Raw genomic sequence first — 25,167 nt, 5'->3', positions numbered from 1 at the left:
TGATGATGGAACGGGTAGCCGCCGTAGCCTCCGCCATAGCCGCCGAAACCGTACCCCGGATATCCCCCGAAGCCTCCGTAGCCGCCGTAGCCGCCATAACCGCCGTAACCGCCGTAACCGCCAAAACCGTATCCCGGGTATCCGTAGCCTCCGCCGAAACCATGTCCCGGATATCCTCCGTAGCCTCCGTAGCCGCCAAAACCGTACCCCGGGTAGCCTCCGAAGCCTCCATAGCCGCCGCCAAAGCCTCCGCCGTAAATCGGTCTTCTTTCATTCATGATTTATCGCTCCTTCACATAGGTTACAGTCCAGTTTATGACATCCGGAAGGAAACGTATGGGCATCCGCCCAGTTTTGGCGAAATAATCAATAATTGCTTACGGAGAAATTCGATACAGGCCGGCCGCATAAGCAAAATAAAAAGGCCGGAACTTATGCCGCCCCGGCCTTTTTGTCTTTATTCGCCTAAATCTACATTGTGATAAACCTGCTGTACGTCTTCCAGATCTTCCAGCACATCGATCAGCTTTTCAAATTGAGCTTTCGCATCTTCCGGAAGCTCGACTTCATTTTGCGCAAGCATCGTCAGCTCCGCAACCGTGAACTCTTCAACGCCGGCATTTTTGAATGCCTCCTGTACCGCATGGAATTGATCAGGCTCGGCATATACGATAACACTGTCATCCTCTTCTAAAATATCGCGCACGTCCACATCAGCTTCCATCAGCAATTCCAGCGCTTCATCCGCCGTCTTGCCTTCAACGCCGATAACGGCAGTCGCATCGAACATGTAAGCGACAGACCCGCTCACACCCATATTTCCGCCGTTTTTCCCGAATGCGGCGCGCACTTCAGGCGCCGTGCGGTTTACATTATTCGTTAACGCATCAACGATGATCATTGAACCGTTCGGCCCGAAACCTTCGTAACGCAGCTCGTCAAAGTTCTCCTCCGCGCCGCCTTTCGCCTTTTCAATCGCACGCTCAATAATATTTTTCGGCACACTGTACGTCTTCGCGCGCTCAAGCACCACTTTTAACGCCTGGTTCGATTCCGGATCTGGCTCGCCTTGTTTTGCCGCCACATAAATCTCACGGCCGAACTTCGCGTAAATCCGGCTCGTATTTGCGTCCTTTGATGCTTTCTTTTCTTTAATGTTGTTCCACTTACGGCCCATTTTGTTCCACTCTCTTTCACGAATTGAATCTGTATGATAAATACTCTGCTTCTATTATACCTCAGCGGTTGGGTTGTTTCGAGTGTAAGACATTAGAAAAAACAGGCACGCTTAAAATCACCGGAGCGCAGTAAGCCGAATTTGAGGGTTATTGTACAAAACATAAAAAGCCTCCCTTCATACAGGAAGGAAGTCGCAAGCCAAAAGATTCATTTTATTCTTATTACCTATTTCCTACACTGTATATCCTGACTCACGTGGTAAAATTTTGATATCGAACAAAAGAAAGGATATGGTCATGAAAGTTTTCGAAGCAACCACCCTCCTCGCCGCCGCCAAACAGCGCGCGAGTGAATATAAAGAACTCCGCGGCCAGATGGTCAATCTGAAAAAAGCGTTTCAAGGCATGGCTGATCTCGGTGACAATGATTTCTCAGGCCGAGGCGCAAATAATATCAAAGCTTTTTTCAAGGACCAAGCAGGCGTCACAGACAGCTGGCTTGATCTGATCGACATGAAAATCGCATTTCTCACAAGCCTTCCCGGCAAGGTCGAAGACGCCGGACTTTCCAATTCGCATGTGGAAGAATCATTTCTGGAGCATGAGCTCACCCACGCCCTCAGTAAATCAAAGGCCATTATGGAAGGACAAAAAAAGGACATGCGCTCCATCCTCGGAGAGATCGAAGACATCATCTCGCTTGATCTGTTTTCAACCGAAAGCACAGATCAAAAGCTTTCTTCAGCTGACAAAAAAAGAAGCGAAACTATACAAAAGCTCGGCAAGCTCGATCACGATCTAACGAAAGAATACGCAGAAACCGAAGCGAACGAACAGTTCATCCAGGCCGATTTTCAGCAACTCCAAAACGCAACAGGCAAAGGAAAAGGCGCCACGCCGCTTCACTACAACGCCAAAGCGTACCGAGAAAGCGACATCCATAAGAAAAAAGGCAATATCGCAAGACATTCGGATGCTTATTTGACGATTAAAAAGGAAGAAGCGAAAGAGCGGGAGATTGAAAAACTGAAAGAAAGACTGAAAAACTATGATTATGCGAATGCCGATGAATTCTACTCAATGGCCAAAACAATCGGTTATAAAAACCTGACAAAAGAACAGCAGCGCTACTTCACTCAAATTGAAAACACGCGTGAACTTACAGACGGTTTCAAAGGCGTTGCCGTCGGCCTTTATGATTCCGGAAAAGACGCGGTCACAGGCCTGTGGGATATGGTCACAGATCCGGGCGGAACGGTTGAAGCCATTACAGGAGCGGTGGCTCACCCGATCAAAACGTATGAAGCCATTTCAGCGGCAATCGAAGAATCGTACCAAAAAGACATGGTGAATGGCGACACCTACTCCAGAGCAAGATGGATGTCATATGCAGTGGGCACCGTTGTGACATCAGTTGTCGGCACAAAAGGCGTCGGCGCCGTCTCAAAAACAGGCACAGCCGCCAAAGTGACAACCAAAGTCAAAACAGCAGCAAGCAAATCCGCCACAGCACAAAAAGCGATAACGGTCTCAAAACAAACCGTTGATCACATCAAACAAAAAGTAAACACAGGCATGGAAGTATCAAAAAAACGCGTCAAAACCAAGTTAAATCAAATGGGAGATCTCACCCTGGCTGATATTCTCCCGTATCATCCGCGTCACGACTTAGTGCCGGCGGGCGTTCCTTACAACGCAGTCAACGGGGTCACACTTAAAGAAGGACTTCAGAAATTCGCCAAGGTCATCCTGCCGAAACCGTACGGAACCTCCGCAAGCGGCAGGCGGACACCGGCACCGCATGTACCGCCGGTAACGGTTAAATACGGCGAGCATTTTGCGAAATGGACCAGAAAGAAAGTATTGAAGCCGAATGTCATCTACAAAACAAAAGAAGGCTACACGTACAATACAGACAACTATGGTAGAATTACAAAAGTTGAAGCTGATTTACAATTAGGAGAAGCAAAACGAAATCAATATGCGCAATCAAACGCTGGAAAGCCTCAAGATCGATTACCTGATGACGATGGCGGGCATTTGATAGGATCACAATTCAGAGGTTCTGGAGAACTAGATAACCTAGTTGCTCAAAATAGTCAAATTAACCGTTCTGGCGGAGAATGGTACAAAATGGAGACCGAATGGGCGGCGGCTCTAAAAGAGGAACCACCGAGGAAAGTCTCAGTAAGAATTCGACCGAAATATTTAGGAGACTCTCTAAGGCCAGACTCCTTTGAGGTTATTTACAGAATTGAAGGCAAAGGATTATTTAAGAAATTTATAAAAAATCAAGCTGGAGGTTGATTCTTTTTGGAAAATGAATTAAATGCATTATATAGAAGCATAGCTGAAACCGTTAACGAAATGATACCTGAACCATGGGAGAAATTTTTGTTCTATGCTCAGGTTTCAGAGACAGGCGGAGGCACTTACTTTTTTTATAATTCTCAAAATGAACCTAATCTTTTTAAGTACAGTCTTGAAATTCCGTTTGAATTTGATATTGACGAAAATGAATTCGATCAGTATGAGATGGAATTATTTAAACTAAGCGAAAAAATGAGAGATGTTTTCAAAGATCATGATCAAGAATTATTTTATTCTTTCACTCTTAGCCTAGAAAGATCAGGAAAATTAACTGTCAACTTTGATTATACAGATTGGTTTAAGACAGATTATAGTTTCAGTGATCAGCTTATCATCTGGAAATTTAAATATTTAGGGGAAGAACCTAAGGATCCATCATTACAAAAATTAATAAAAAAATATTTAGAAGAATATCCTGAAAATCCAATTTAATAAAGTTGGGATAATGATGTTAGAAAAAGCTTATCTAAAAATAACTGATGCCATAGGAAAAATAATTCCTTCCGAATGGAGCAAAGTTGTTCTGTATGCAGAAATACTAGACGGTTCCAGAGAAGTTTATTTTTTCTTTCAAACACCCGAAAACGATGAATATATATACTCTCATGACATTCCAGAACAATTTCAGGTCAGTAAAAAAATTTATACCGGACTACTACTAGACCTCCAAGAGTTGTTTATGCAGTTACACACTGAATTTAAAGAAAATAACCCCGAAGCATGGACAAATTTGACACTGAATCTTGAAAGCGATGGAACGTTCTCAATTAATTATGATTATGAAGATGTTATTGAATCTGATTTGGACGAATACGAAAGACAAATGATTTGGGAATTCAATAACTTGGGGATTTTCCCTGAAGACGAAGAGGACAAAGAATTTGTTAAGGATTATCTAAATATTAAATAATGCCATCAACAATTCAAAGGTAGAGGATCATCAATGGAAACTCAAAAAATGGGCGAACTATATCAAAAGATTGCTGAACATCTAAATGAAATGATTCCATTTCAATGGGAAAAGATCGTTTTATATGCTGAAATACTTGATGACTCAGCGGATATATACTTTTATTTTACAACACCAAATAACAGTGATTATTTATTTTCTCATAATATACCTGAACATTTTGATGTGAGCGAAGAGATTTACGATCAACTGCTAATTGAACTTCAAGAGCTTTTTGAAGAACTAAAAGAAGAATTTAAACTAGGCAATCAAGATATTTGGACAAATCTCACTTTAAAATTAGAAAACACCGGAAAGTTTTCAATTGATTATAATGATGATGATGTTTTATTGTCTGAACTTGATGACCTTCAAAGACGAGATGTTTGGAAATATCAAAATTTAGGGATTTTGCCTAAAGATGAGGACGATAGAAAATTCATAGAAGAGTATCTAAACATATAATAAGCTTTCAAACGGCTAAAAAAAATTAAAAAGGATTCTGATATTGTGGAAACTGAAAAAATGGGCGAACTATATCAAAAAATCGCTGAGCAAATAAATGAAATCATCCCCTCTGAGTGGGAGAAGGTTGCTCTTTATGCCGAAATTTTAGATGATTCTTCAGAAGTTTACTTCTTCTTTACTACTCCACAAAATCAGGAATATATATATTCACACGATATTCCTGAACATTTTAATGTTGATGAAGATATATATGACGAACTTCTATATGAATTGCATGATTACTTTGAAGAGTTACGGGATGAATTTAAAACAAACAACGAGGACTTATGGACAAACCTCACTTTGCATCTCGAACGAAGCGGTAAATTCTCAATTGACTACGATTACACCGATGTCATCGCCTCAGACTTAAACGGAACACAACGGCAAGTGGTATGGGAATATCAAAACTTGGGGATTTTGCCTGAAGATGAGAACGATAAAGAATTTGTAATAAGCTACTTCGGTCTATAAATCAATAATGGCTCAGCGCTTATCTGCTGGGCTATTTTTGATAACTAGGATTTCTCGACGATTGAAGGTGAAAGGTTGGAAAATAAGAAAATGCAAGATCTGTACCAGATTATTGGTGATAAATTAAATGACATCATACCTTGTGAATGGACAAAAATATATCTTTATGCAGAAGTATTAGATGACTCTACCATGGTTCTCTTTCACTTCAAGACACCAGAAAAACGTCAACTGATTTATTCGCAAGATATACCTGCCCGATACAGTGTAAATAAAGATATCTTCAACACTTTTTCAAGAGAAATCCGAGAACTCTTTGAGGAATTAAGAATTAAGCACAAAAAGAATAATGATAAACAAAACAGGCAGCATCCAGTAAACGGATGCTGCCTGTTACATCGTTATGTATCGTCTGAAGAGGTCATTTATTTTGTTTTTTAAATATGAAAATAGATATGACGGTAAATATGATGGCTGTAATGACAATGATCCACAAGCTTGCTGCCGTACTGATAAAATGGCCGTTTAACTTGTAGACGATCCCGTAATGCTTTTCATATTCCTGTATTTGGTCCGCAGAGGCATGTTTAAATACTTTATCAACTGAGTCTGTCATAAACGCTTTTCTGAACAGAACGGCGGTGTGGCTGATAGGGAAGTACATAATAATCTTCTGCACAAACACCGGTACGCCGCCGATCGGCACATATACTCCGCATAAAAAACCGATGGCTGTTCCGACAATCGTACTTAACGTCGAAAATGCATTTTGTGTGTGAATAAACAGCGTTAAAAATAAATTTATGGAACTTGACAGTGCAACTGAAAGAATAATGATCCCCAATACTTCAAGTATATCTGTTCCGCTTAAAAGCTTGCTGCCTGTTGAAACGAGAAAAATTTCACAGCCTAAAAAGGCGATGAAAGAAAAGATCAAGCCGATGACAAATGAATGAATGACATAGCTCAATTGGATGGTCGCCCTTGATAAAGGAGCTGTTAAAAAGTCATACGTTCTCTTGCTTTCTTTATCTTTCACCATAATTCCGAAAGCGCCTAAAGTCGTTGTCACAGCTGTAATGGACAGCAATCCCGCCACCATCCATTCGTTCACCATTGCTTTGGAATCATCTGTCGAACCGACCAAGGCCTTAATAGCGTCCAGCTGTGTCTGCTGTAAGAACACGGCATATAACAGAATGACGATAAATACTGACAGCAAAGAAAGAAGCAAAAGCGTTCGATCACGGAAGTATATTTTTATATTTCTGCTGATTAAACTGGATAAAGACTTCATTTATGCAATGCTCCCCTTTACTGGCAAACTGCTTCCTTGTTCTTCGATAATATGGATAAACACATCATCCATATTCCCTTTAATCACCTCGAAAGATTCAATTTTTCCTTCAAGACCTTTCAAAATGTCAAACGCTTGGAGAGTGGACTCTACACGAAGGGAATAAATAGAGTTTTTAACCGTAAAATCCAGTTGTTTATTTTCAAACCATGCAGCCGGATCAACGCCTTGCTTAAACATCATATGCAGACTGTCAAACGCATATTGATCTTTCAGCTGACTCGGTGTACCCTCTGCGATCAGACGTCCTTCTTTGATGACCACAACGTTATCAGCCACAGCGGCCTCCTCCATGTAATGGGTCGTTAAAAAGATCGTCATGTTTGTTTCTTCCTGCAGCCTTTTAATCGCATTCCAAACAAAAACTCTCGTTTGCGGATCAAGACCTGTAGTAGGCTCATCTAAAAATAATATAGTCGGTTTATGGATGATGGCACGGGCAATATCCGCTCTTCTTCTTTGTCCGCCTGACAAATCGCTGTATTTTTTCTCCTTAATATCATCCAATTTTAAATAGTCTGTTACAAACTGATAGTTCTCTTGCACTTGTGCCTTGCTTAAATGATAATATTGTCCGCGGTTCATGATATTTTCATAAACGGTCAATCGTTCATCCAAAATGCTCTCTTGGAAAACGACTCCGATCTTTTTGCGGATATGATTATTCTCTTTCCCCTCACCAAGTGTATAACCGTCTATTACCACTTTTCCGGATGTCTTTTTAATCAGCGTACAGAGAATATCTATAGTGGTCGATTTCCCTGCACCGTTCGTTCCCAGAAATGCAAACAGCTCGCCGCGTTTGACAGAAAAGGATACCCCTTTCACTGCTTCAAATGATCCATATTTTTTGCGCAGATCCGTTACTGTTATAATGTCTTGTTCTTCTCCCATTCTGTTCACCTCGAAAAGTAAGATTACTAAATTATGCTAGATTGTTAGTCCTCCGTCAACTGCAATCATTTGCCCAGTAATGTATTTGGATCTATTTTCCGCCAAAAAAAGTGATAATTCACTTACATCATCCGGACTTCCTACATACTGCATTGGGATAAGATTAATCATCCTATCCTCGTCCAAATTACTTGTCATGTCTGATTCTATAAAGCCTGGGCAAACGGAATTGACCCTAACATTATACTTTGCCAACTCTTTCGCTAATGTTTTTGTTAGCCCGTTAACCCCTGCTTTTGCCGCACCATAATTAGTCTGACCTTCAATACCTTTTATACCTGAAACCGAGGACATATTAATAATTGAACCATAACCTTGATTGATCATATATTTCGAGACGAATTTACAACAATTGAAAGTACCGTTCAGATTTGTATCGACCACTTCTGACCAAGACTTTTGATTCATAAAGGAAATTGTTTTATCTTTATTAATTCCGGCATTATTAATCAGACAATCTATTCGTTCATGCGTGTTATATATTTGCTCGATAAATTCTTTCACAAGGCTGTATTCTCTGACATCGACCTTTATAGCTTTTGTTCCAGGGAATTTTTCTTCAATCATTTTAGCTCTCTCGACATTTCCAAGATACGTAAAATAAACAATATAATTATTATGATGAAATTTATCAATAAGTGATTGTCCTAAATCTCCGGTACCACCCGTTATAATGGCTATTTTTTTCATAATCTGATCCTCAACTAATTTTTGAATTTATTTTAATGATGCTATCGTTTCCAACTTCATTCGTCTCGATCACTAATGTTTCACCTTCCATGTCCATTGATACCAGCAACTTCAAAAACCCGGATAAAGCATTGGACATCCCGGAGCTTCGAGATATATCCAATACATTTAATTCATCGTCAAATTTTTTACTTTTTAAATAGTTAAAAATGATTTCATCATTGCAATTATTTGAACCATAAATTAAATTTTTTGTTATTCCGTCATTTAAATCTTTTTCTAAGTTCATAATGATTTTATCTCTATTATCTTCAGTATGTTGGAAACTATTTATATTTTCTATATTTGGATAGTTATTTTCATCTTTTTCTATAATAAACGAAATTGCACCTGTAACAGCATTTACTTTTTTTTGAAGGTTCCCTTGTTGATAAATGGATCCTGCTTCGTTTCCCTCAACAGCAGTCACAATGGCAACATCAATAACATTATTATTTATGTATGAAGCTGCCATTTTCAAAGCGTCTATTCCAGAAAGATTTCCTGAAATTACAGTTGAGTTTAAGCCTGTTATCCCGTAAACAATGGAAGCCCATCCGGAAATATTATTTAATACGGAACTAGAGAATTTAACCGGACTCACAAAATCCGGAGAAGCTTCATAGACATCTGTCATAAAATGATAAGCGGCATCCAAAGGGTTTAATGTACTTCCCACAAAAACACCGATTCTTTCTGGAGAATGTTCACTGTATCTGCTTCCCGCATCTGTAATTGCCTCACTTATTGATGCAATTGCTAAATTAGTTGCTTTTGTTAATGAACGGAGTCCTTTATATTTAACATACTGTTTTATATCAAAATTCTCAGGTTCAAGGATACCGTCTATCTCTACGTTATTTCTTATGCTCTCCACGCTTATTGTTTCAGAAAGGACTTTACCTCTTCCAATAATATTCATTTTTACTCATCTCCATTTTTAGCAATTGTCTCTGAATTTCTTAAAAATGATGCTGGAATTGGCGCCGCCAAAAGCGTAAGAATTATTCATAGCATACTCAATAGGAAATGACCGTTTATTATTTGGAATACAATCAACATCACAATTTATATCTTTTAGTTCAAAGTTTATTGTTGGAGGTGCAACGTCTTCTTTTACAGCGTTACAACATACAATCGCTTCAAGAAGACTTGCAGCCCCCATAGAATGACCTATCATGGACTTAATTGAACTCATCGGCACTTTTTTATTAAATAATTGGTTAACTGCAAACGACTCCGCTTTATCATTGGCTTGAGTACCTGTACCATGAGCGCTGATGTAATCTACATCATCAGTTGTAATACCAGCCTTTTTTATAGCTTTTTCCATGGCTTGTATTATCCCTGTCGAATTAGGATGCGGCGCAGTGATATGATAGGCATCACATGAAACTCCATACCCTTTAACTTCTGCCAGGATATTAGCCCCTCTTTGTTGGGCGTGTTCTAATTCTTCTAATACTAAACAGCCCGCTCCTTCAGCAACAAGCATTCCATCTCTGTGAGCATCAAATGGTTTACATTCTTTTGCTGCAATAGCCTTTAATCGGTTAAACCCGTAATAAGCAATAGTCGAGAAAGGATCTTCTCCTGCTGTAAAACAGATAGATTGTTCTCCATTTCTTATCTTTTCATAACCTTGAATAATTGCATAATTACCTGCAGAACAAGCATTTGCAACAAGCATTGTCTCTCCCTGCAACTCAAATTCTCTGCAGGCATTTGCTAATAACGTATGCAAGAATCCTTGGTCTAAAAGATGCTGAGGGCTAACTTCTTCCAAATGACGATTATAGTCAGTTTTTTCAATGGATATTTCACCCATAGTGGTTCCAACATATAAATCTGCCATTTTATAAGTTTCAGGCTTCAATTCAGCATTTTTGATTGCATCATACATACTTGCAATTAATAATTGAGAACCTCTTCCAATTGACTTATAATCGTTAACTTTAATCCATTCAGAAGCATTGAAGTTATGAATTTGACCGCCATATTTAGGATCCAATAATTGAAGTCCGTCTTTTTGAATAGGTGAAATGCCGGACTCTCCACTCAAACAAGATCTCCAAAAATCTTTTGAATTAAGGCCTATTGAAGTAATAGCTCCTGTACCGGTTACTACAACTCTTTTCAAATTATTCATCTCCCACAAGTGTAAAGGTCAATTCTCCCGATGCGCATTTAGAATCATCTACTTTCACTTCAGCTTTCACAATTGCAGCCTTACTAATTTTCTTTATTATATTTAATGTAATAATCATTTGATCTCCAGGTACAATTGGCTTTTTAAATTTCACATTTGTGTGGTAAAGGAGAGGAAGAGTTTGTTTTGTTTCTGCAGAATTTTCGTTCTGTGAAAACAAAAGAATAGCTGTTTGAGCAATCGCTTCTGTAATATACACACCCGGAAATATTTTCTTTTCAGGGAAATGCCCTTGGAAGCACGGTTCATTTCCTGATACATTTTTCATAGCTGTTATGTAAGTTTCATTAGCCTCGATCACTCGATCTATCATTACAAAAGGGTATCTCTGCGGTAATTTCTCTAAAACCTCATCATGCGACAATGAATTCATATTATTTTTCCTTTATTCTTTCTTCAATAATTGAAATAATATTATTTACTGTGGTGAAGTTTTGTAACTCTTCTTCCGGTATTTTTATTTGAAACTCCTTTTCGACACAGGCTAAGATTTCTAAAGCCATCATTGAGTCAGCATCTAATTCTTCAACCAGATCTGTATCATCCTTTATTTCTTCTGGTTCCACTTCCAAGATTTCCGCGATCATTCCCATTAGCTTTTCTTTTTTTTCTACACTAATTAATGTTTCCAGGCTCATTTGCTCCATCCCTTTCATTAAATAAATTCCGATATATTTACTACCTTTTCGCTTACTTTCATTACGTCAAGTTTCATAGGACATTGGTATGATTTTTCTCTGTATAATTTAAAATCACCGATTTGTTTAAACCCTATTTTTTCGTACATTTTTTTAGATTTCTCTCTGCTCTGCAAGAGAAGATGAGTAATATTTTCAGAGATAATAATATCTTTCACTGTATCAAATAGAAGGTTCATTACTTTACCTTTCATTGAAATCGTTTTAGTAAAAGATGTTTCTAACACGACTAATCTCATGACTTCTGCATATTTTTCATTCACTTGCGGTTTCAAATTATGAGTTTGTTCAACCTCTAATAATTCATCATCTTTTTTTACAATTAAAGTCATAAATCCAACTAATAAACTGCCTTCATAACAACCGATTTGGTAAGCATGATCATCAGAATGGTCCTTTAATAAACCGTCCTTATAATTTTCAGCAGGTACTGATTTTTCCTGTTCAACAAAGATTTTATATCTCGTTGCATATAGTTCTTTTTTCTCTTCTTCGGTTTCTAAGATCTTTACTTTAAACATTATTACCCCTCCCTTTGTCCCATCTCAAGATTAAATCCTGACTCTGTAACTCTTTAAAAAGTTTACTCTGTCTACACCTTAGCTGGAGTGCATCACAGTATTTTTTGAGGTGTATCAAAAAACAACATCAGTTGAAAATAGTATATTCTGCCTCTATTTAACCAATATTTTCTTCTCTACATAAAAATATCAAAATATTGACTCAGATGAAATCCGTAAATCCCGCCAAAGACCTGGCGCGATGTCGCCATCTTATTATTGTTAATTGCAGGTTTTTTTGAGGCGATTATCAATTTAGGAAATTTGAGTAATTAAAAATATGAATTATTAAGAAATATGTAACAAAAAAGGGGTAGTATATTATACTTTTATCTAGATTAAAAACAAGGGAAATGATATAATTTCCATAATGACCATATTATAGACATATATCTATTTAAAAAGTTTATAAACCTTCTTCCCAATGATCAGTATCTAAATCATTTTAGAAATGACTAAAGCCCAAAGCAGATATCTTATATTCGATCCTTTTCTGTTTTAAATTATAACCAAAGAGAAAAACGTTTTAACATATTATTGTTACAACTACTTTTCCAATGAATGGAGTAAATCAGTTGAAAATCAAAGTATTGCTGTTAGATGATCATATGATGATGGTACAAGGTATTAAACAATTGCTAGAACACGACAGAGTCGTTGAAGTAGTTAGCACTTTATCAAATCCTGCAGAGATATATGATGAAATTGACCACCATCGTCCCAATATTCTAATTATTGATATTAGGATGAAATCTTTTAACGGAATCTCCTTGACAAGAAACATTAAGAAAACATTTCCGGAGTTAAAAATTGTAATATTATCCGGTTATGAGTATGATGAATATATATATGCAGCATACAATGCCGGAGCGGCTGCTTATGTAAGGAAAGAAAATTCAATTAATGAACTAATAACTGCAGTCAAACAAACTTTTGCAGGAAACCATGTATTTCCTCAACATGCTGTAAACCTTTCTGTTGATCGCCTTACTCATAAGGAACTGGAGGTACTGAAGTTGATAGCAGAGGATAAAACAAATATGGAAATCAGTTCTGCATTAAAGTTAAGTAAACGAACTGTAGAACGTCATATTTCTTCTATTATTCAAAAAATGGACGCCAACTCAAGAGTTGGAGCAGTTGTGAACGGAATTAAACGAGGGCTGCTACATGTATAACTTCAGGATTAAAAAATACCAACTTTCTTAAATGAGAGGAGTAAAGATATTTATTATCTTTACTCCTTCTTCTTAGTAACAGTTAATGAACTGCACCCTTAGAATAAAGCACAGCCACACACTCCACATGATTCGTATGCGGGAACATATCCACCGGCTGCACTTCTAGCGTCTGATATCCGCCATCCTCAAGCACCCGCAGGTCTCTTGCAAGCGTTCCTGGATTGCAGGACACGTACACCACCCGCTTCGGTTTCATGTCGATGATTGTCCGCAGGAGGGCTTCGTCGCAGCCTTTTCTTGGCGGGTCGACGACGAGGGTGTCGGCCGTGATGCCTTCTTCGTACCATTTCGGAATGACTGTTTCCGCTTCTCCGACGGCGAATTCTGCGTTTTTGATGCCATTCAGCTCAGCGTTGCGTTTTGCATCCTCGATGGCTTCCGGCACGATTTCGACGCCGTACACTTTTTTCGCCTGCTTCGCCAGAAATAGAGAAATCGTCCCGATGCCGCAGTAGGCGTCGATGACGGTTTCTTCCTCTTGCAGCTCCGCGTACTCAAGCGCTTTGTCGTAGAGCACTTTTGTCTGTTCCGGGTTGACCTGATAGAACGATCTGGCGGAGATGGCGAATTTGACGTCTCCGATGAGGTCGTAGATGTATTCTTCGCCCCAGATGACGTTTGTTTCGTTCCCAAAGATCACGTTTGTTTTGTTTGGGTTGATGTTCTGCACGATGGATTTCACATGTGGGAATTGCGCCGTAATGTCTTCGATGATCTTCGCTTTGTGCGGAAAGTCGTTTGTTCTTGTGATGAAGACGATCATCATTTCGCCTGTGACGACGCCGTATCTGACCGTAATGTGACGGAGCCAGCCTTTGTGGCGTTCTTCGTTGTAAGCTTTGACACCGTATGCTGCGCAGATGTCTTTGACGGCTTGGACGGCTTCGTCATTTTTGGATTGCTGGATCAGACAGGCGCTCATGTCGATGATGTCATGGCTTCTTTGCTGATAGAATCCGGCGACGAGTCCGCCTTCTCTTTCTCCTACCGGCACCTGCGCTTTGTTTCTGTAGTTCCACGGATCTTCCATGCCGAGCGTCGGGTGCACGGTGACTTTTGAGAGGTCCAGCTTGCCGATCCGTTCTAAGATGTCTTTGACTTGTTTCTGTTTAAACAAAAGCTGGCCTTCATAGGTCATGTGCTGAAGCTGGCAGCCGCCGCATTGTTTGTAGATCGGGCACGGGGCATCCGTTCTGTGCGGGCTTACTTCCTTCAGCTCGATTAAGCGGCCGAAAGCGAAGCCTTTTTTGACGCGTGTCACTTTGATTTGCGCTTTTTCCTCAGGCAGGGCGTTCGGCACGAAGATCGGGAAGCCCTGAACCTTTGCGACGCCCGCTCCTTCGTGCGTCAAATCCTCAAATATCACATCATAGTATTCATTTTTTTCTATCGGGGGTTTCATTTTCATCTATAATCACCTCTAGTTTTACCAATAGCCTTGTTTCAGCGTGCTGGCAAACCTTCAAATTCAATGTCAGCCTTCAAAGGTTTCCGATCACGCTGAAAAGATGACAAAATCCTAAAACGAATACTGTTTTAGGATTTTGTCCGCGTATTAATCATCCAGCTGTTCCGCTTTCTCCTTCGGCATGATGACGTGAATATGCCGGTACAAATTCACGAATTCACCCGGCAGCATGCCGCCGTATTCGCCGTCCAGGTTCAGCTGCATCTTTTCTGATACATTGACTTTCACACGGTTCGCTTTTGTGTAAATAATGTGCTGATCGTTAATATGATCGCCTCTGAGCGCCATGCTCGCGACTCTGATAAACTCCGCGAGATTGGCTTTTTTCAAAATAATTAAATCAAACATGCCGTCATTCAGGCTGGAATCAGGGGCCAGCTTCTCGAATCCGCCGACCGAGTTGGTCAGCGTCACTAAAAACAGCATAATTTCGCCTTGAAACAGCTTGCCGTCATATTCAATCTCGACTTCTGTCGGTCGAAGTGAAGGCAGCATTTCCATTCCCTTTAAATAATAAGCAAGCTGGCCGAGCATCGTTTTCAGTTTGCTTGGCACATCATACGTCAGCTCCGTCAGACGGCCTCCGCCGGCGATGTTGATAAAGTACTGACCGTTCACCTGTCCGATGTCGATCGGGCGGGCCACGCCGTTAATGACGGTATCAGCGGCATTCAGTATATTCTCTCTCGGAATGCCCAGCGCTCTGGCGAAATCATTTGTCGTGCCGACCGGAATGATGCCGAGTGTCGGGCGTTTGTCTAACGGCGCAAGGCCGTTGACGACTTCATTAATCGTTCCGTCTCCGCCGGCAGCGATAATCAGGTCAAACTCCCGCAAAGCGGCTTCTGTTGCGGCGTGGGTGGCATCCCCCGCGCATGTGGTGGCATGGGTGGAGGTTTCATAACCGGCTTGTTCAAATTTTTGCAGGACCTGGGCAAGATTTTTCTTAAAAAGCTCCCGTCCTGAAGTCGGATTGTATATTATGCGTGCACGTTTCATTATCTCATCATCCTACTTAAGAGTATCCGATCCATTATTAACACTAACAACCTTTAATTATACTATGACTTGAGAAAATCGCAACAATATGTACAGGAATTGCCAGAAGAAAAAAGGCCCTGGCTCCGTTTAAGGAGCCAAGGCCCGCTGTCTTACTCTTCTTCCGTTCCAGGTTTTTTCTTACGGAATTTCGCCAATACTTCATATACGATCGGCACAATCAGAAGGGTAAGCAGAGTCGAACTGATTAAACCGCCGATAACGGTGACACCGAGTCCTTTAGAAATGACCTGGCTGCCGCCTTCGAAGCCCAATGCCAATGGAAGCAGGGCACCGATTGTCGCGATCGCCGTCATCAGAATCGGACGCAATCTCGTAGAACCCGCCTCCAGGAGCGCTTCTCTCGTCGATAAGCCTTCCGCTTCTTTATGGATGACGCGGTCAATTAAGACAATCGCGTTTGTGACGACGATTCCGATCAGCATCAGCATACCGATCATGGCATTCAGACTGATCGTCTCTCCGGATACATACAGGCCGGCTAATGCGCCGATGACTGTAAACGGAAGCGAGAACAGAATCGCAAACGGCGCTAATGCTCCGCCGAACGTGATCACAAGAACGAGGTATACGATGGCGATTGCGGCAAGCATCGCTAAGCCGAGTTTCGTAAAGGAATCAGCAATATCCGCTGATACACCGCCGGTATCAATGGATACATTGTCCGGCTTATCCAGTTTGTCAACTTTCTTTTGAACGGCTGATGACACCTTCGTGACGTTGTCAGAAGTGACGGTTGCCGTTACGTCAGCGTACACTTTGCCGTCGCGTTTGGAAATGGTATCGGATGTCGTGCCGTTTTTCACTTTCGCCACATCGCCGATTTTTACTTCTTGGCCTGCAGGCGATGTGATGGTTTTATCCTCTAATTCTTTTACACTCTTATACTGGTCTTTTTCTGTTTTGATGTTGACGTCAAGCTCTTTGCCGTCCTTTTTCACCGTTGTCAAAGGAGACTGTGACGTTTGGGACATCAGGGCTTGGGAGATTTGCGAAGCCGTCAGGCCCTGCTTGCTGAGTTTCTCCTGGTCAGCGGTGAACGTGTACTCATCATATGTGCTGGAAAGGCCTGAGTTGATGTCTTTCAGATCCTTCTGCTTTTTCATGATGCCTTCGATGTCTTTGACCGTGCCTTTAATATCAGACTCTGAATCTCCGTACACATAGTACGTTAATTCGTTGTTGTTGCCTGACGAGCTGAAATTTTGGGATTTCCATTCGCCGCGGCTGGATGTTTTTTTGATTTCTTTTAAGACATTGTCTTTTTCTTTGTCAAAATCAGGCGTGTCATCCTCGTATTTCACGTAGAACAATGCGCCGTTTGAGCTTCCGCCGAGCGGACTTTGCGAACCTAAAGAATACTGAACGGTATCGACATGTTTGCGTTTAAGCAGCATGTCTTCCGCTTTTTGCGCAGCTTTTTCAGCTTCGCTTTTCGTTTCGCCCGGTTCAGGCGTGTATGTGAGCTGCATCGTTTTGTCCGCTTGCGCAGGCAGGTAGCTCGCGCCGATCAGAGGTACGAGGAACAAACTGCCGACAAGCATCAGAACCGCGATGATAGATGTAATCCATTTATGTCTTAATGACCAATTCAGCACTTTTTTATAGAAATTGGCCAATCTGCCCGGCTTATGCTCTTTCGCTTTAACAGGCGCGCCTGTGAGCGATTTTTTGAATAAGCTGTGCGCAAGCATCGGCACCAGTGTGATCGAAATCAACAGCGATGCGGCAAGCGCGAAGACGATTGTTAATGCAAACGGCATAAACAGTTCGCCGATCTGTCCGCCGACCATGGCAAGCGGCAGGAATACGGCAATGGTTACGATCGTTGATGACATGATCGGTTTAAACATTTCTTTCGTCGCTTCACGCACCAATTGCTTCCCGCGTAAAGGTTCATCTTTCAGCCTCATACGGCGGTAAATGTTTTCGATCACGACAATCGAGTCGTCGACTACCCGTCCGATGGCGACCGTCATCGCACCGAGCGTCATTATGTTTAATGTGACATCAAGCTGATTCAGCACAAGAAGCGCAATCAGCAGTGACAGCGGGATGGAAATGATAGAAATCATCGTTGATTTAATATCTCTTAAGAATAAGAGAATGATCACGACCGCAAAAATCGCGCCGAAAATCGCTTTGCTTAACATCGTATCCACCGACTCTGTAATCGGCTCTGCCATATCAAGAGTCGAGCTGTACTTGAACCCTTTATGGTCTTTTTTGTATTGATTCAGTTCATCTTTAATCGCATCGGCCACTTCTACCGTGTTGGCGTCATTGGCTTTTACGATATTAATTCCGATGCTGTCCTTTCCGTTCGTGCGGGAAATGGATTCAGCTTTTTTCACATCTTTAATGTCGGCAATGTCAGAAAGCTTGACTGTCGGCACCCCTGCTGCCGCGCTTTGCTGTGCCTGCTGCATAGCCTGAGCGTCCGCCGCAGATGCCGCACCGGCTCCGCCCGCTTGACCTTGAGCGGCAGAAGAAGATGTGACCGGAATTCTCATATCTTTCAGATCTTTAATTGACGTAATATTTCCGTTAACGACAACTGATTTTTCTTTGTTGCCGAATGTGTACAATCCAAGCGGCGTATTGACGTCAGAGCCTTGGATCACTTTCTTGACGGTATCTTCATCAAGTCCGTACTCTTTCATTTTTTTGTCTTTGAAAGAGAATTCCACCTGCTCTTCCTGCTGTCCGGAAACTTGCACAGACGCAACGCCCTGAATGCCTTCAAGCTTAGGAACGAGAGTGTTTTCCACATTTTTGGTCAGATCTTCAAGCGAGCTTTTGCCGCTTGTCACACTGAGCGTCAAAATCGGGAAAGAGTTGAGGCTGTAACGGGAAATGTCAGGTTTTTTCGCGTCGTCAGGAAGGCTGACACTGTCCAGCGCTTCAGCGACTTCGGTTTTCGCCTTGTCCATATCCTTGCTGTAATCATATTCAATCATAACCGATGAGACGTTTTCAGAGGATGTGGACGTTACGACGCTCACTCCTTCTAAATTCTGGACCGCCTGCTCGATCGGTTTTGTCACGTCATCCGCAACTTGACTTGGAGCAGCTCCGGGATAAGTCGTATTTACTGAAAGGTAAGGCATGTTGACGTCCGGTATGGATTCCTGCTTCATATTCATACCGGCATACAGCCCTGCTACAGTAACGATAATCGTCATCAGCCAAACTGCGAATTTGTTCTTCAGTACAAAGTTAATAATGTGGTTCATCATGTCCTCCGTTAATTTTTATTGACTGACTGGTCATTCTATATAATACTAAACGGTATAACTCAACATCGTCAACTAATAAGGCAGTAAATTTTTCTAAATTTTTCAGGATTAAGGGGAAGCACGTCATGAACGAAAAAAAAGAGAAAATCATAAAAACAGGCATCCATTTATTTGCCAAAAAAGGGTTTTCTTCAACAACCATTCAGGAAATCGCCGGTGAATGCGGAATTTCAAAAGGAGCCTTCTATCTCCATTTCAAATCAAAAGAAGACCTTTTGCTGTCAGCATGTGAGTATTACATCGGCATGTCTATGGAAGAAATAAAGAAAATCAAAACAGAACATCAGCATAAACCGCCTAAGGACGTATTCCGAAAACAAATCGCTTATCAATTCCAGGAATTTATGGAGCACAAGGACTTTATCATTCTCTTGCTGAGCGAAAAGGTCATTCCTGAAAATCAAAAGGTCAAACAGTATTTTCATGAGGCCAATATTCAATTTAACATGCTGTATCGGGATGCGTTGCTCTCCGTTTACGGAGATGCCGTCACACCGTTTTTAGCGGATGCGTCCGTTATGGCGCAAGGAATTGTAAGCTCCTATATTCATTTCTTGATTTTTAATGAACATACGGCATTCCGGACGGAAAACGTGGCGGCCTTTCTGATTGCCAGAATCGATGATCTGATTACGGGACTGATAAAAGACAACCCCGATCCGCTGCTGCCTGAGGATATCTTCACTCAGCCCGCGGCGGACAGAGAAAGACTGCTTGCGGATATTCAAAAGATAAAAGCACAGCAGGGGCTGCCTGAGGACGTCCTCGTATCGCTTGAAGTCATTGAAGAGGAATGCGCAAAGGAAGAGCCGCGAAAACCGATTATTAAAGGAATGCTGTCCAACTTGGCAGGCAGCGGAAATGAACAGATTGAAACGCTGCGGGCTTCCATTGAAACCTATTTCAGCTTATAAAAAAGAGACCGGCGCTTACCGGTCTCCGAGTCAGCAGCGCCCTTAGAGGCGGCTGCTTTTTTTATCGTTTTTTGATTTCTTCAAGTAAGATCTTGTTGACCATCGGCGGGTTGGCCTGTCCTTTTGAAGCTTTCATAATCTGCCCGACAAGGAAGCCGATCGCGCGGTCTTTTCCGTTTTTGAAGTCTTCAATTGACTGCGGGTTGCTGTCAAGCGCATCTGTTACCAGCTTCAGAAGCACGCTTTCGTCAGAAATCTGCACGAGGCCTTTTTCTTTGACGATTTTTTCTGCGTCGCCGCCTTTTTCAATTAATTCTTTAAAGACTTTCTTCGCGATTTTGGACGAGATGGTTCCTTTTTCAATCAGCTTAATCATGCCGGCAAGGCCTTCAGGAGTCAGCGCGACATCCTCAAGCTCTTTTTGTTCGGCGTTCAGGTAAGCTGAGACTTCACCCATCAGCCAGTTTGATGCCTGCTTGGCTTCTGCGCCTTTATTGACCGTTTCTTCGAAGAAATCAGCCATTTCTTTCGTCAGCGTCAGAACCATTGCGTCATAAGCAGGCAGACCGAGCTCTTCGATATAACGCTTGCGGCGCTCGTCCGGAAGCTCAGGAATGGTTGCTCTTACGCGTTCTTTCCATTCGTCATCAATGTAGAGCTCGACAAGGTCAGGCTCAGGGAAATAACGATAGTCGTCAGAACCTTCTTTGACACGCATCAAAATGGTTTTTTTCGTCGCTTCATCATAGCGGCGCGTCTCCTGCTGAATGACTCCGCCTGACAGAAGCACCTGCTCTTGGCGTTTTTCTTCATGCTCAAGTCCTTTTTGCACGAACGCGAAAGAGTTCAGGTTTTTCAGCTCCGTTTTTGTGCCGAATTTCTCCTGGCCGATCGGACGGAGGGAAATGTTGGCGTCACAGCGCAGTGAACCTTCTTCCATTTTACAGTCGGAAACGCCTGTGTATTGGATAATTGATTTCAGCTTTTCGAGATATGCGTAAGCTTCCTCCGGTGTGCGGATATCCGGCTCAGATACAATCTCGACAAGCGGCGTGCCCTGGCGGTTGAAGTCAACGAGGGAATAGCCGTCGCCCGTATGCGTCAGTTTTCCCGCATCTTCTTCAAGGTGAAGACGGGTAATGCCGATTTTTTTCGTTTTTCCGCCGACTTCGATTTCGATCCAGCCGTTTTCGCCGATCGGCTTGTCAAATTGAGAAATTTGATATGCCTTCGGGTTGTCCGGGTAGAAATAGTTTTTCCGGTCAAACTTCGTATCCGTTGCGATTTCACAGTTCAAAGCCATTGCGGCTTTCATCGCGAATTCGACCGCTTCTTTGTTCAAAACGGGCAGCACGCCGGGATAGCCGAGGTCGATGACGCTCGTTTGGGTATTCGCTTCAGCGCCGAATGGCGTCGGTGAGCTTGAGAAAATTTTAGATTTTGTTTTTAATTCCACATGGACTTCAAGTCCGATTACCGTTTCAAAGTTCACTTCATTTCACCCCTTACAGTTCAGGTTTCGCTTTATGATGATCTGTTGCCTGCTCAAAAGCATGAGCGACGCGGTATACAGTGCCTTCATCGAAGTGTTTTCCGATGATTTGCAGTCCGAGCGGCAGTCCGTCCGCAAATCCGCACGGCACGCTGATTCCCGGCACACCCGCGAGGTTGACAGGGATCGTTAAAATATCGTTGGCGTACATTGTGAGCGGATCGCTGGTTTTTTCGCCGATTTTGAATGCCGGTGTCGGCGTTGTCGGTCCGACGATGACATCGTATTTCTCAAATACGTCTTCAAAATCTTTCTTAATAAGCGTGCGCACTTTTTGCGCTTTTTTGTAATACGCGTCATAGTAGCCGGAGCTGAGCGCGAAGGTGCCGAGCATGATGCGGCGCTTCACTTCATTGCCGAATCCTTCAGAGCGTGTCTGTTTATAAAGGTCGATCAGGTTGTCCGCATTGTCTGAGCGGTAGCCGTAGCGGATGCCGTCAAAGCGCGCAAGGTTTGCAGACGCTTCGGAAGAAGACAGCAGATAATAGGTCGCAAGCGCGTATTTGCTGTGCGGCAGAGATACTTCTTCCCATGTCGCTCCGAGGTCTTCAAGCACTTTTAAAGCGGCTAAAACCGATTCTTTCGCTTCTTTGCCGACGCCTTCTCCGAGATATTCTTTCGGTACGGCGATTTTTAAGCCTTTAATATCGCCAGTTAATGAAGAAAGAAAGTCCGGCACTTCGACATTGGCGCTCGTAGAGTCCATTTTGTCCGGGCCTGAAATCGCCTGAAGCAGGAATGCGTTATCTTCTACGTTTCTTGTGATCGGTCCGATCTGGTCTAATGAAGACGCAAAAGCGACCAAACCGTAACGTGACACGCGTCCGTATGTAGGCTTTAATCCGACGACGCCGCAGAAAGAAGCCGGCTGGCGGATGGAGCCGCCCGTATCAGATCCGAGTGAAAACGGCACTTCGCCCGCGGCAACCGCAGCTGCGGAACCGCCGCTTGATCCGCCGGGAACCGTATCGAGATTCCAAGGGTTTTTCGTCGCTTTGTACGCGGAGTTTTCAGTAGAAGAACCCATCGCGAACTCATCCATATTCAGCTTTCCGATCGTGACGGCTTCAGCGGCTTGAAGGCGCTCCACGACCGTCGCATCGTAAATCGGATCGAAGTTTTCGAGGATTTTGCTTGAGCATGTTGTGCGAAGCCCTTTGGTCACGATGTTGTCTTTGACGCCGATCGGCATTCCGAAGAGAAGACCGTGTTCAGACCGTCCGTCAACCGCTTCGTCAAGTTCTTTCGCGTAAGCGCGGGCTCTTTCTTCATCAAGCTGTAAAAACGCCTGCACCTTATCATCCACGGATGCGATCCGTTTGTAAGATTCATCGACAAGATCGGAAATCTTGATTTCTTTTTTATGTATCATTTGTTTCAGTTCTGTGATTTTGTGATCAAATAATGACATACTGTCTCCCTCCTTTAATCCAGAATAGATGGCACACGGACATAGCCGTCTTTATGATCGGGAGCATTTTTCATGACATCCTCGACCGGAAGGCCTTTACCCGCTTCATCTTCTCTCATTACGTTTTTCATTTTCAGCACGTGTGTTGTCGGTTCCACGTTATCCGTGTCCACTTCATTAAGCTCCTCGGCAAACGAGATGATGCTGTCAAGCTGTTCTGTGAACATTTCAGCTTCTTCATCCGTAATGGCGAGTCTCGCCAAATGAGCGACATGCTTTACTTCTTCTATAGAAATTCGTGACATAAGATCCACCTCCGCATAATTCTCCGTTTCGTCATATAATACTGATCATATCAAAAACGAGCCCTCTAAAGCAACAAAACGCCGCCTTCTGAGGCATGATGAAACCCTCTCTATTTTATCCTAAATCGGGGAGAAAGAGAAACGAATTATATGTCAGAAAATTTTTACTTTTATAATCTATTGGTAGCGTTTTCATCTCTAAGCTGTTCTATGTTGGCGGGGATTTTTTCCTTGAGCGGGCCAGGTTTCGAGAGTTGATTGATCGGGGATACTTTGTTAGGTTTAGTAACCATAGCCAGCACTAAATCATGCGATCCGCATGGATGATGACTAAAGGCTGGATCGCCGGCGCATATTCCGGCACTACTAATCTACAGAGGTGATGCAACATTTACATGAAAGAAGAGAGGGTCCAAAAACGTGAGTATTGAACTAATTATATCTCTTGGCATTTACTTTGCTGCCATGCTGTTAATCGGCTGGTACGCATTCAGGAAGACAACGAATATTAATGATTACATGCTGGGCGGAAGAGGACTCGGCCCGTTCGTAACGGCGCTGTCCGCAGGTGCGGCCGATATGAGCGCATGGATGCTGATGGGAGTTCCCGGCGCAATGTTCGCAACGGGGTTATCGACCTTATGGCTGGCGCTCGGTTTGACGATCGGCGCGTATTCAAATTATCTGCTGCTTGCTCCGAGGCTGCGCGCTTACACGGAAGTTGCGGATGATGCGATTACGATTCCCGATTTTTTCGATAAACGGTTCCGCCACTCGTCATCATTGCTGAAAATTGTTTCCGCCGTGATTATTATGATCTTTTTCACACTGTACACATCGTCCGGGATGGTATCCGGAGGCAGGTTATTTGAATCGGCATTCGGCGCCGACTACAAATTCGGTTTGTTTTTAACGGCCGGTGTTGTTGTGCTTTACACGCTGTTTGGCGGTTTCCTCGCTGTCAGTCTGACTGACTTTGTGCAGGGAGCGATCATGTTTGCGGCATTAGTGCTTGTGCCGATCGTTGCTTTTACCCAGCTCGGGAGCGTTTCAACGACGATTGATTCGATCAACGCCGTTAACCCGAAACTATTGGATATCTTTAAAGGCGCGAGCGTCATTAGCATTATTTCTTATTTGGCATGGGGACTCGGCTATTACGGCCAGCCTCATATCATCGTACGATTTATGGCGATTAAAGAAGTGAAAGATTTAAAACCCGCCCGCAGAATCGGGATGAGCTGGATGGTTATTTCAGTTGTCGGTTCATTGCTGACCGGGATTATCGGGGTTGCGTATTCTCATCACTTCGGAGTCTCCGTAAAAGATCCGGAAACGATTTTCATTATTTTTTCTAAAATCTTGTTCCATCCGCTGATTACGGGCTTCTTGCTGTCCGCGATTTTAGCGGCGATCATGAGTTCCATTTCCTCACAGCTTCTCGTAACGGCAAGCGCCATTACGGAAGATTTATACCGTGCCTTTTTCAGACGGGAAGCGAGCGATAAAGAATTGGTCATGACCGGACGCCTGTCGGTATTGATCGTGGCCGTTATTGCCATCCTGCTTTCCATGAATCCGAACAGCACCATTCTTGATCTGGTCGGATATGCGTGGGCAGGCTTCGGTTCGGCTATCGGCCCGGCGCTCTTGCTCAGTCTGTACTGGAAACGGATGAATGAATGGGGAGCGCTTGCGGCGATGATTACCGGGGCCGCGGCCGTTTTAATCTGGATCACCACAGGGCTTGCCGCTTCAACCGGCGTATACGAAATCATTCCGGGGTTCTTCCTCAGTCTGATTGCCGGTATTGCCGTCAGCCTGCTGACCAAAAAACCGGCCGATGCTTCTTATCAGCTGTTCAGCCGGATGGAAGCTCTTTTGAAAAACAAGAAATAGACAAAAAGCCGTCAGATTTTATCCCTGACGGCTT

The 25,167-nt window shown here is 42.8% G+C and carries 23 protein-coding genes and 2 pseudogenes; 9 read left to right on the top strand and 16 right to left on the bottom strand.

Annotation, left to right across the window (positions count from 1 at the left end; translation table 11 throughout):
* Positions 1-20: 20 nt before the first annotated feature.
* Positions 21-134: pseudogene (locus MY7_RS20115) on the bottom strand (hypothetical protein); the annotation flags it as partial.
* A 323-nt stretch (positions 135-457) separates the two neighbouring features.
* The gene (locus MY7_RS02535; protein WP_003155709.1) at positions 458-1,177 is read right to left on the bottom strand and encodes a YebC/PmpR family DNA-binding transcriptional regulator; all 720 of its coding nucleotides are present in this window, start codon (positions 1,175-1,177) and stop codon (positions 458-460) included.
* A gap of 298 nt (positions 1,178-1,475) precedes the next feature.
* On the opposite strand from MY7_RS02535, the gene MY7_RS02530 reads away from it, so the two are divergent.
* The 6 genes and pseudogenes from MY7_RS02530 to MY7_RS02505 form a co-directional block, all read left to right on the top strand.
* Positions 1,476-3,485: a T7SS effector LXG polymorphic toxin gene (locus MY7_RS02530; protein ID WP_029326177.1), complete on the top strand. Its 2,010-nt coding sequence runs from the start codon at positions 1,476-1,478 to the stop codon at positions 3,483-3,485.
* Positions 3,486-3,491: 6 nt separating this feature from the next.
* A complete protein-coding gene (locus tag MY7_RS02525) occupies positions 3,492-3,980 on the top strand; it encodes an immunity protein YezG family protein (RefSeq protein WP_007609918.1) in 489 nt (162 codons plus the stop codon).
* A 16-nt stretch (positions 3,981-3,996) separates the two neighbouring features.
* The gene (locus tag MY7_RS02520; RefSeq protein WP_029326176.1) at positions 3,997-4,458 is read left to right on the top strand and encodes an immunity protein YezG family protein; all 462 of its coding nucleotides are present in this window, start codon (positions 3,997-3,999) and stop codon (positions 4,456-4,458) included.
* A gap of 33 nt (positions 4,459-4,491) precedes the next feature.
* Positions 4,492-4,962, top strand: coding sequence for an immunity protein YezG family protein (locus tag MY7_RS02515; protein WP_007609914.1), 471 nt, complete (start codon positions 4,492-4,494; stop codon positions 4,960-4,962).
* A gap of 45 nt (positions 4,963-5,007) precedes the next feature.
* Complete coding sequence (locus tag MY7_RS02510) at positions 5,008-5,478, top strand: antitoxin YezG family protein (protein ID WP_029326175.1); 471 nt, start codon at positions 5,008-5,010, stop codon at positions 5,476-5,478.
* A gap of 75 nt (positions 5,479-5,553) precedes the next feature.
* Positions 5,554-5,832: pseudogene (locus MY7_RS02505) on the top strand (TIGR01741 family protein); the annotation flags it as partial.
* A gap of 67 nt (positions 5,833-5,899) precedes the next feature.
* On the opposite strand, the gene MY7_RS02500 reads toward MY7_RS02505, so the two are convergent.
* Genes MY7_RS02500 through MY7_RS02465 form a run of 8 tightly spaced genes read right to left on the bottom strand, consistent with a single transcriptional unit; the run spans position 5,900 to position 11,946 of the window.
* Positions 5,900-6,775 carry an ABC transporter permease gene (locus MY7_RS02500; RefSeq protein ID WP_007609910.1) on the bottom strand — a complete coding sequence of 292 codons (876 nt, stop codon included), beginning with the start codon at positions 6,773-6,775 and terminating at the stop codon, positions 5,900-5,902.
* Complete coding sequence (locus MY7_RS02495) at positions 6,776-7,729, bottom strand: ABC transporter ATP-binding protein (protein ID WP_007609908.1); 954 nt, start codon at positions 7,727-7,729, stop codon at positions 6,776-6,778.
* 36 nt (positions 7,730-7,765) lie between these two features.
* Complete coding sequence (locus MY7_RS02490) at positions 7,766-8,479, bottom strand: SDR family oxidoreductase (protein ID WP_007609906.1); 714 nt, start codon at positions 8,477-8,479, stop codon at positions 7,766-7,768.
* 10 nt (positions 8,480-8,489) lie between these two features.
* Positions 8,490-9,440 carry a beta-ketoacyl synthase N-terminal-like domain-containing protein gene (locus MY7_RS02485; protein ID WP_007609904.1) on the bottom strand — a complete coding sequence of 317 codons (951 nt, stop codon included), beginning with the start codon at positions 9,438-9,440 and terminating at the stop codon, positions 8,490-8,492.
* Positions 9,441-9,458: 18 nt separating this feature from the next.
* Positions 9,459-10,658, bottom strand: coding sequence for a beta-ketoacyl-[acyl-carrier-protein] synthase family protein (locus tag MY7_RS02480; RefSeq protein ID WP_029326173.1), 1,200 nt, complete (start codon positions 10,656-10,658; stop codon positions 9,459-9,461).
* Position 10,659: 1 nt separating this feature from the next.
* Positions 10,660-11,100: a 3-hydroxyacyl-ACP dehydratase FabZ gene (fabZ, locus tag MY7_RS02475; protein WP_007609902.1), complete on the bottom strand. Its 441-nt coding sequence runs from the start codon at positions 11,098-11,100 to the stop codon at positions 10,660-10,662.
* 1 nt (position 11,101) lies between these two features.
* Positions 11,102-11,365 carry an acyl carrier protein gene (locus MY7_RS02470; RefSeq protein ID WP_029326172.1) on the bottom strand — a complete coding sequence of 88 codons (264 nt, stop codon included), beginning with the start codon at positions 11,363-11,365 and terminating at the stop codon, positions 11,102-11,104.
* A gap of 17 nt (positions 11,366-11,382) precedes the next feature.
* Positions 11,383-11,946: an N-acyl amino acid synthase FeeM domain-containing protein gene (locus MY7_RS02465; protein ID WP_007609900.1), complete on the bottom strand. Its 564-nt coding sequence runs from the start codon at positions 11,944-11,946 to the stop codon at positions 11,383-11,385.
* Between the two features lie 614 nt (positions 11,947-12,560).
* Here MY7_RS02465 and MY7_RS02460 point away from each other — a divergent pair.
* Complete coding sequence (locus MY7_RS02460) at positions 12,561-13,163, top strand: response regulator transcription factor (RefSeq protein WP_029326171.1); 603 nt, start codon at positions 12,561-12,563, stop codon at positions 13,161-13,163.
* A gap of 82 nt (positions 13,164-13,245) precedes the next feature.
* Here the strand turns inward: MY7_RS02460 and rlmD are convergent, their stop codons facing one another.
* The 3 genes from rlmD to MY7_RS02445 form a co-directional block, all read right to left on the bottom strand.
* Positions 13,246-14,634, bottom strand: coding sequence for a 23S rRNA (uracil(1939)-C(5))-methyltransferase RlmD (gene rlmD, locus MY7_RS02455; protein ID WP_007609897.1), 1,389 nt, complete (start codon positions 14,632-14,634; stop codon positions 13,246-13,248).
* Between the two features lie 147 nt (positions 14,635-14,781).
* Positions 14,782-15,693 carry a diacylglycerol kinase gene (locus tag MY7_RS02450; RefSeq protein WP_007609891.1) on the bottom strand — a complete coding sequence of 304 codons (912 nt, stop codon included), beginning with the start codon at positions 15,691-15,693 and terminating at the stop codon, positions 14,782-14,784.
* Between the two features lie 152 nt (positions 15,694-15,845).
* Positions 15,846-18,989 carry an efflux RND transporter permease subunit gene (locus MY7_RS02445; protein WP_014417121.1) on the bottom strand — a complete coding sequence of 1,048 codons (3,144 nt, stop codon included), beginning with the start codon at positions 18,987-18,989 and terminating at the stop codon, positions 15,846-15,848.
* Between the two features lie 128 nt (positions 18,990-19,117).
* On the opposite strand from MY7_RS02445, the gene MY7_RS02440 reads away from it, so the two are divergent.
* Positions 19,118-19,966, top strand: coding sequence for a TetR/AcrR family transcriptional regulator (locus MY7_RS02440; protein WP_007609880.1), 849 nt, complete (start codon positions 19,118-19,120; stop codon positions 19,964-19,966).
* A gap of 61 nt (positions 19,967-20,027) precedes the next feature.
* On the opposite strand, the gene gatB is transcribed toward MY7_RS02440, so the two are convergent.
* The 3 genes from gatB to gatC are packed head-to-tail and all read right to left on the bottom strand — an operon-like array spanning position 20,028 to position 23,234.
* Complete coding sequence (gene gatB, locus MY7_RS02435) at positions 20,028-21,458, bottom strand: Asp-tRNA(Asn)/Glu-tRNA(Gln) amidotransferase subunit GatB (RefSeq protein ID WP_003155730.1); 1,431 nt, start codon at positions 21,456-21,458, stop codon at positions 20,028-20,030.
* Positions 21,459-21,471: 13 nt separating this feature from the next.
* Positions 21,472-22,929 (bottom strand): Asp-tRNA(Asn)/Glu-tRNA(Gln) amidotransferase subunit GatA, encoded by a 1,458-nt coding sequence (gatA, locus tag MY7_RS02430; protein ID WP_007609878.1) that lies wholly within the window; start codon positions 22,927-22,929, stop codon positions 21,472-21,474.
* A 14-nt stretch (positions 22,930-22,943) separates the two neighbouring features.
* On the bottom strand, positions 22,944-23,234 hold the full coding sequence (gene gatC / locus MY7_RS02425; protein WP_003155732.1) for an Asp-tRNA(Asn)/Glu-tRNA(Gln) amidotransferase subunit GatC: 291 nt from the start codon (positions 23,232-23,234) through the stop codon (positions 22,944-22,946).
* A gap of 420 nt (positions 23,235-23,654) precedes the next feature.
* Here gatC and putP point away from each other — a divergent pair, with 420 nt between their 5' ends.
* Entirely contained in the window at positions 23,655-25,133 is a 1,479-nt protein-coding gene (gene putP / locus MY7_RS02420) for a sodium/proline symporter PutP (RefSeq protein ID WP_007408914.1), read from the top strand.
* Positions 25,134-25,167 lie beyond the last annotated feature (34 nt).

The organism is Bacillus sp. 5B6 (assembly GCF_000259405.1).
GTDB lineage: Bacteria > Bacillota > Bacilli > Bacillales > Bacillaceae > Bacillus > Bacillus velezensis.
The sequence above is the reverse complement of the archived record's forward strand: the minus strand, read 5'-3'. Positions and strand labels throughout refer to the sequence as shown.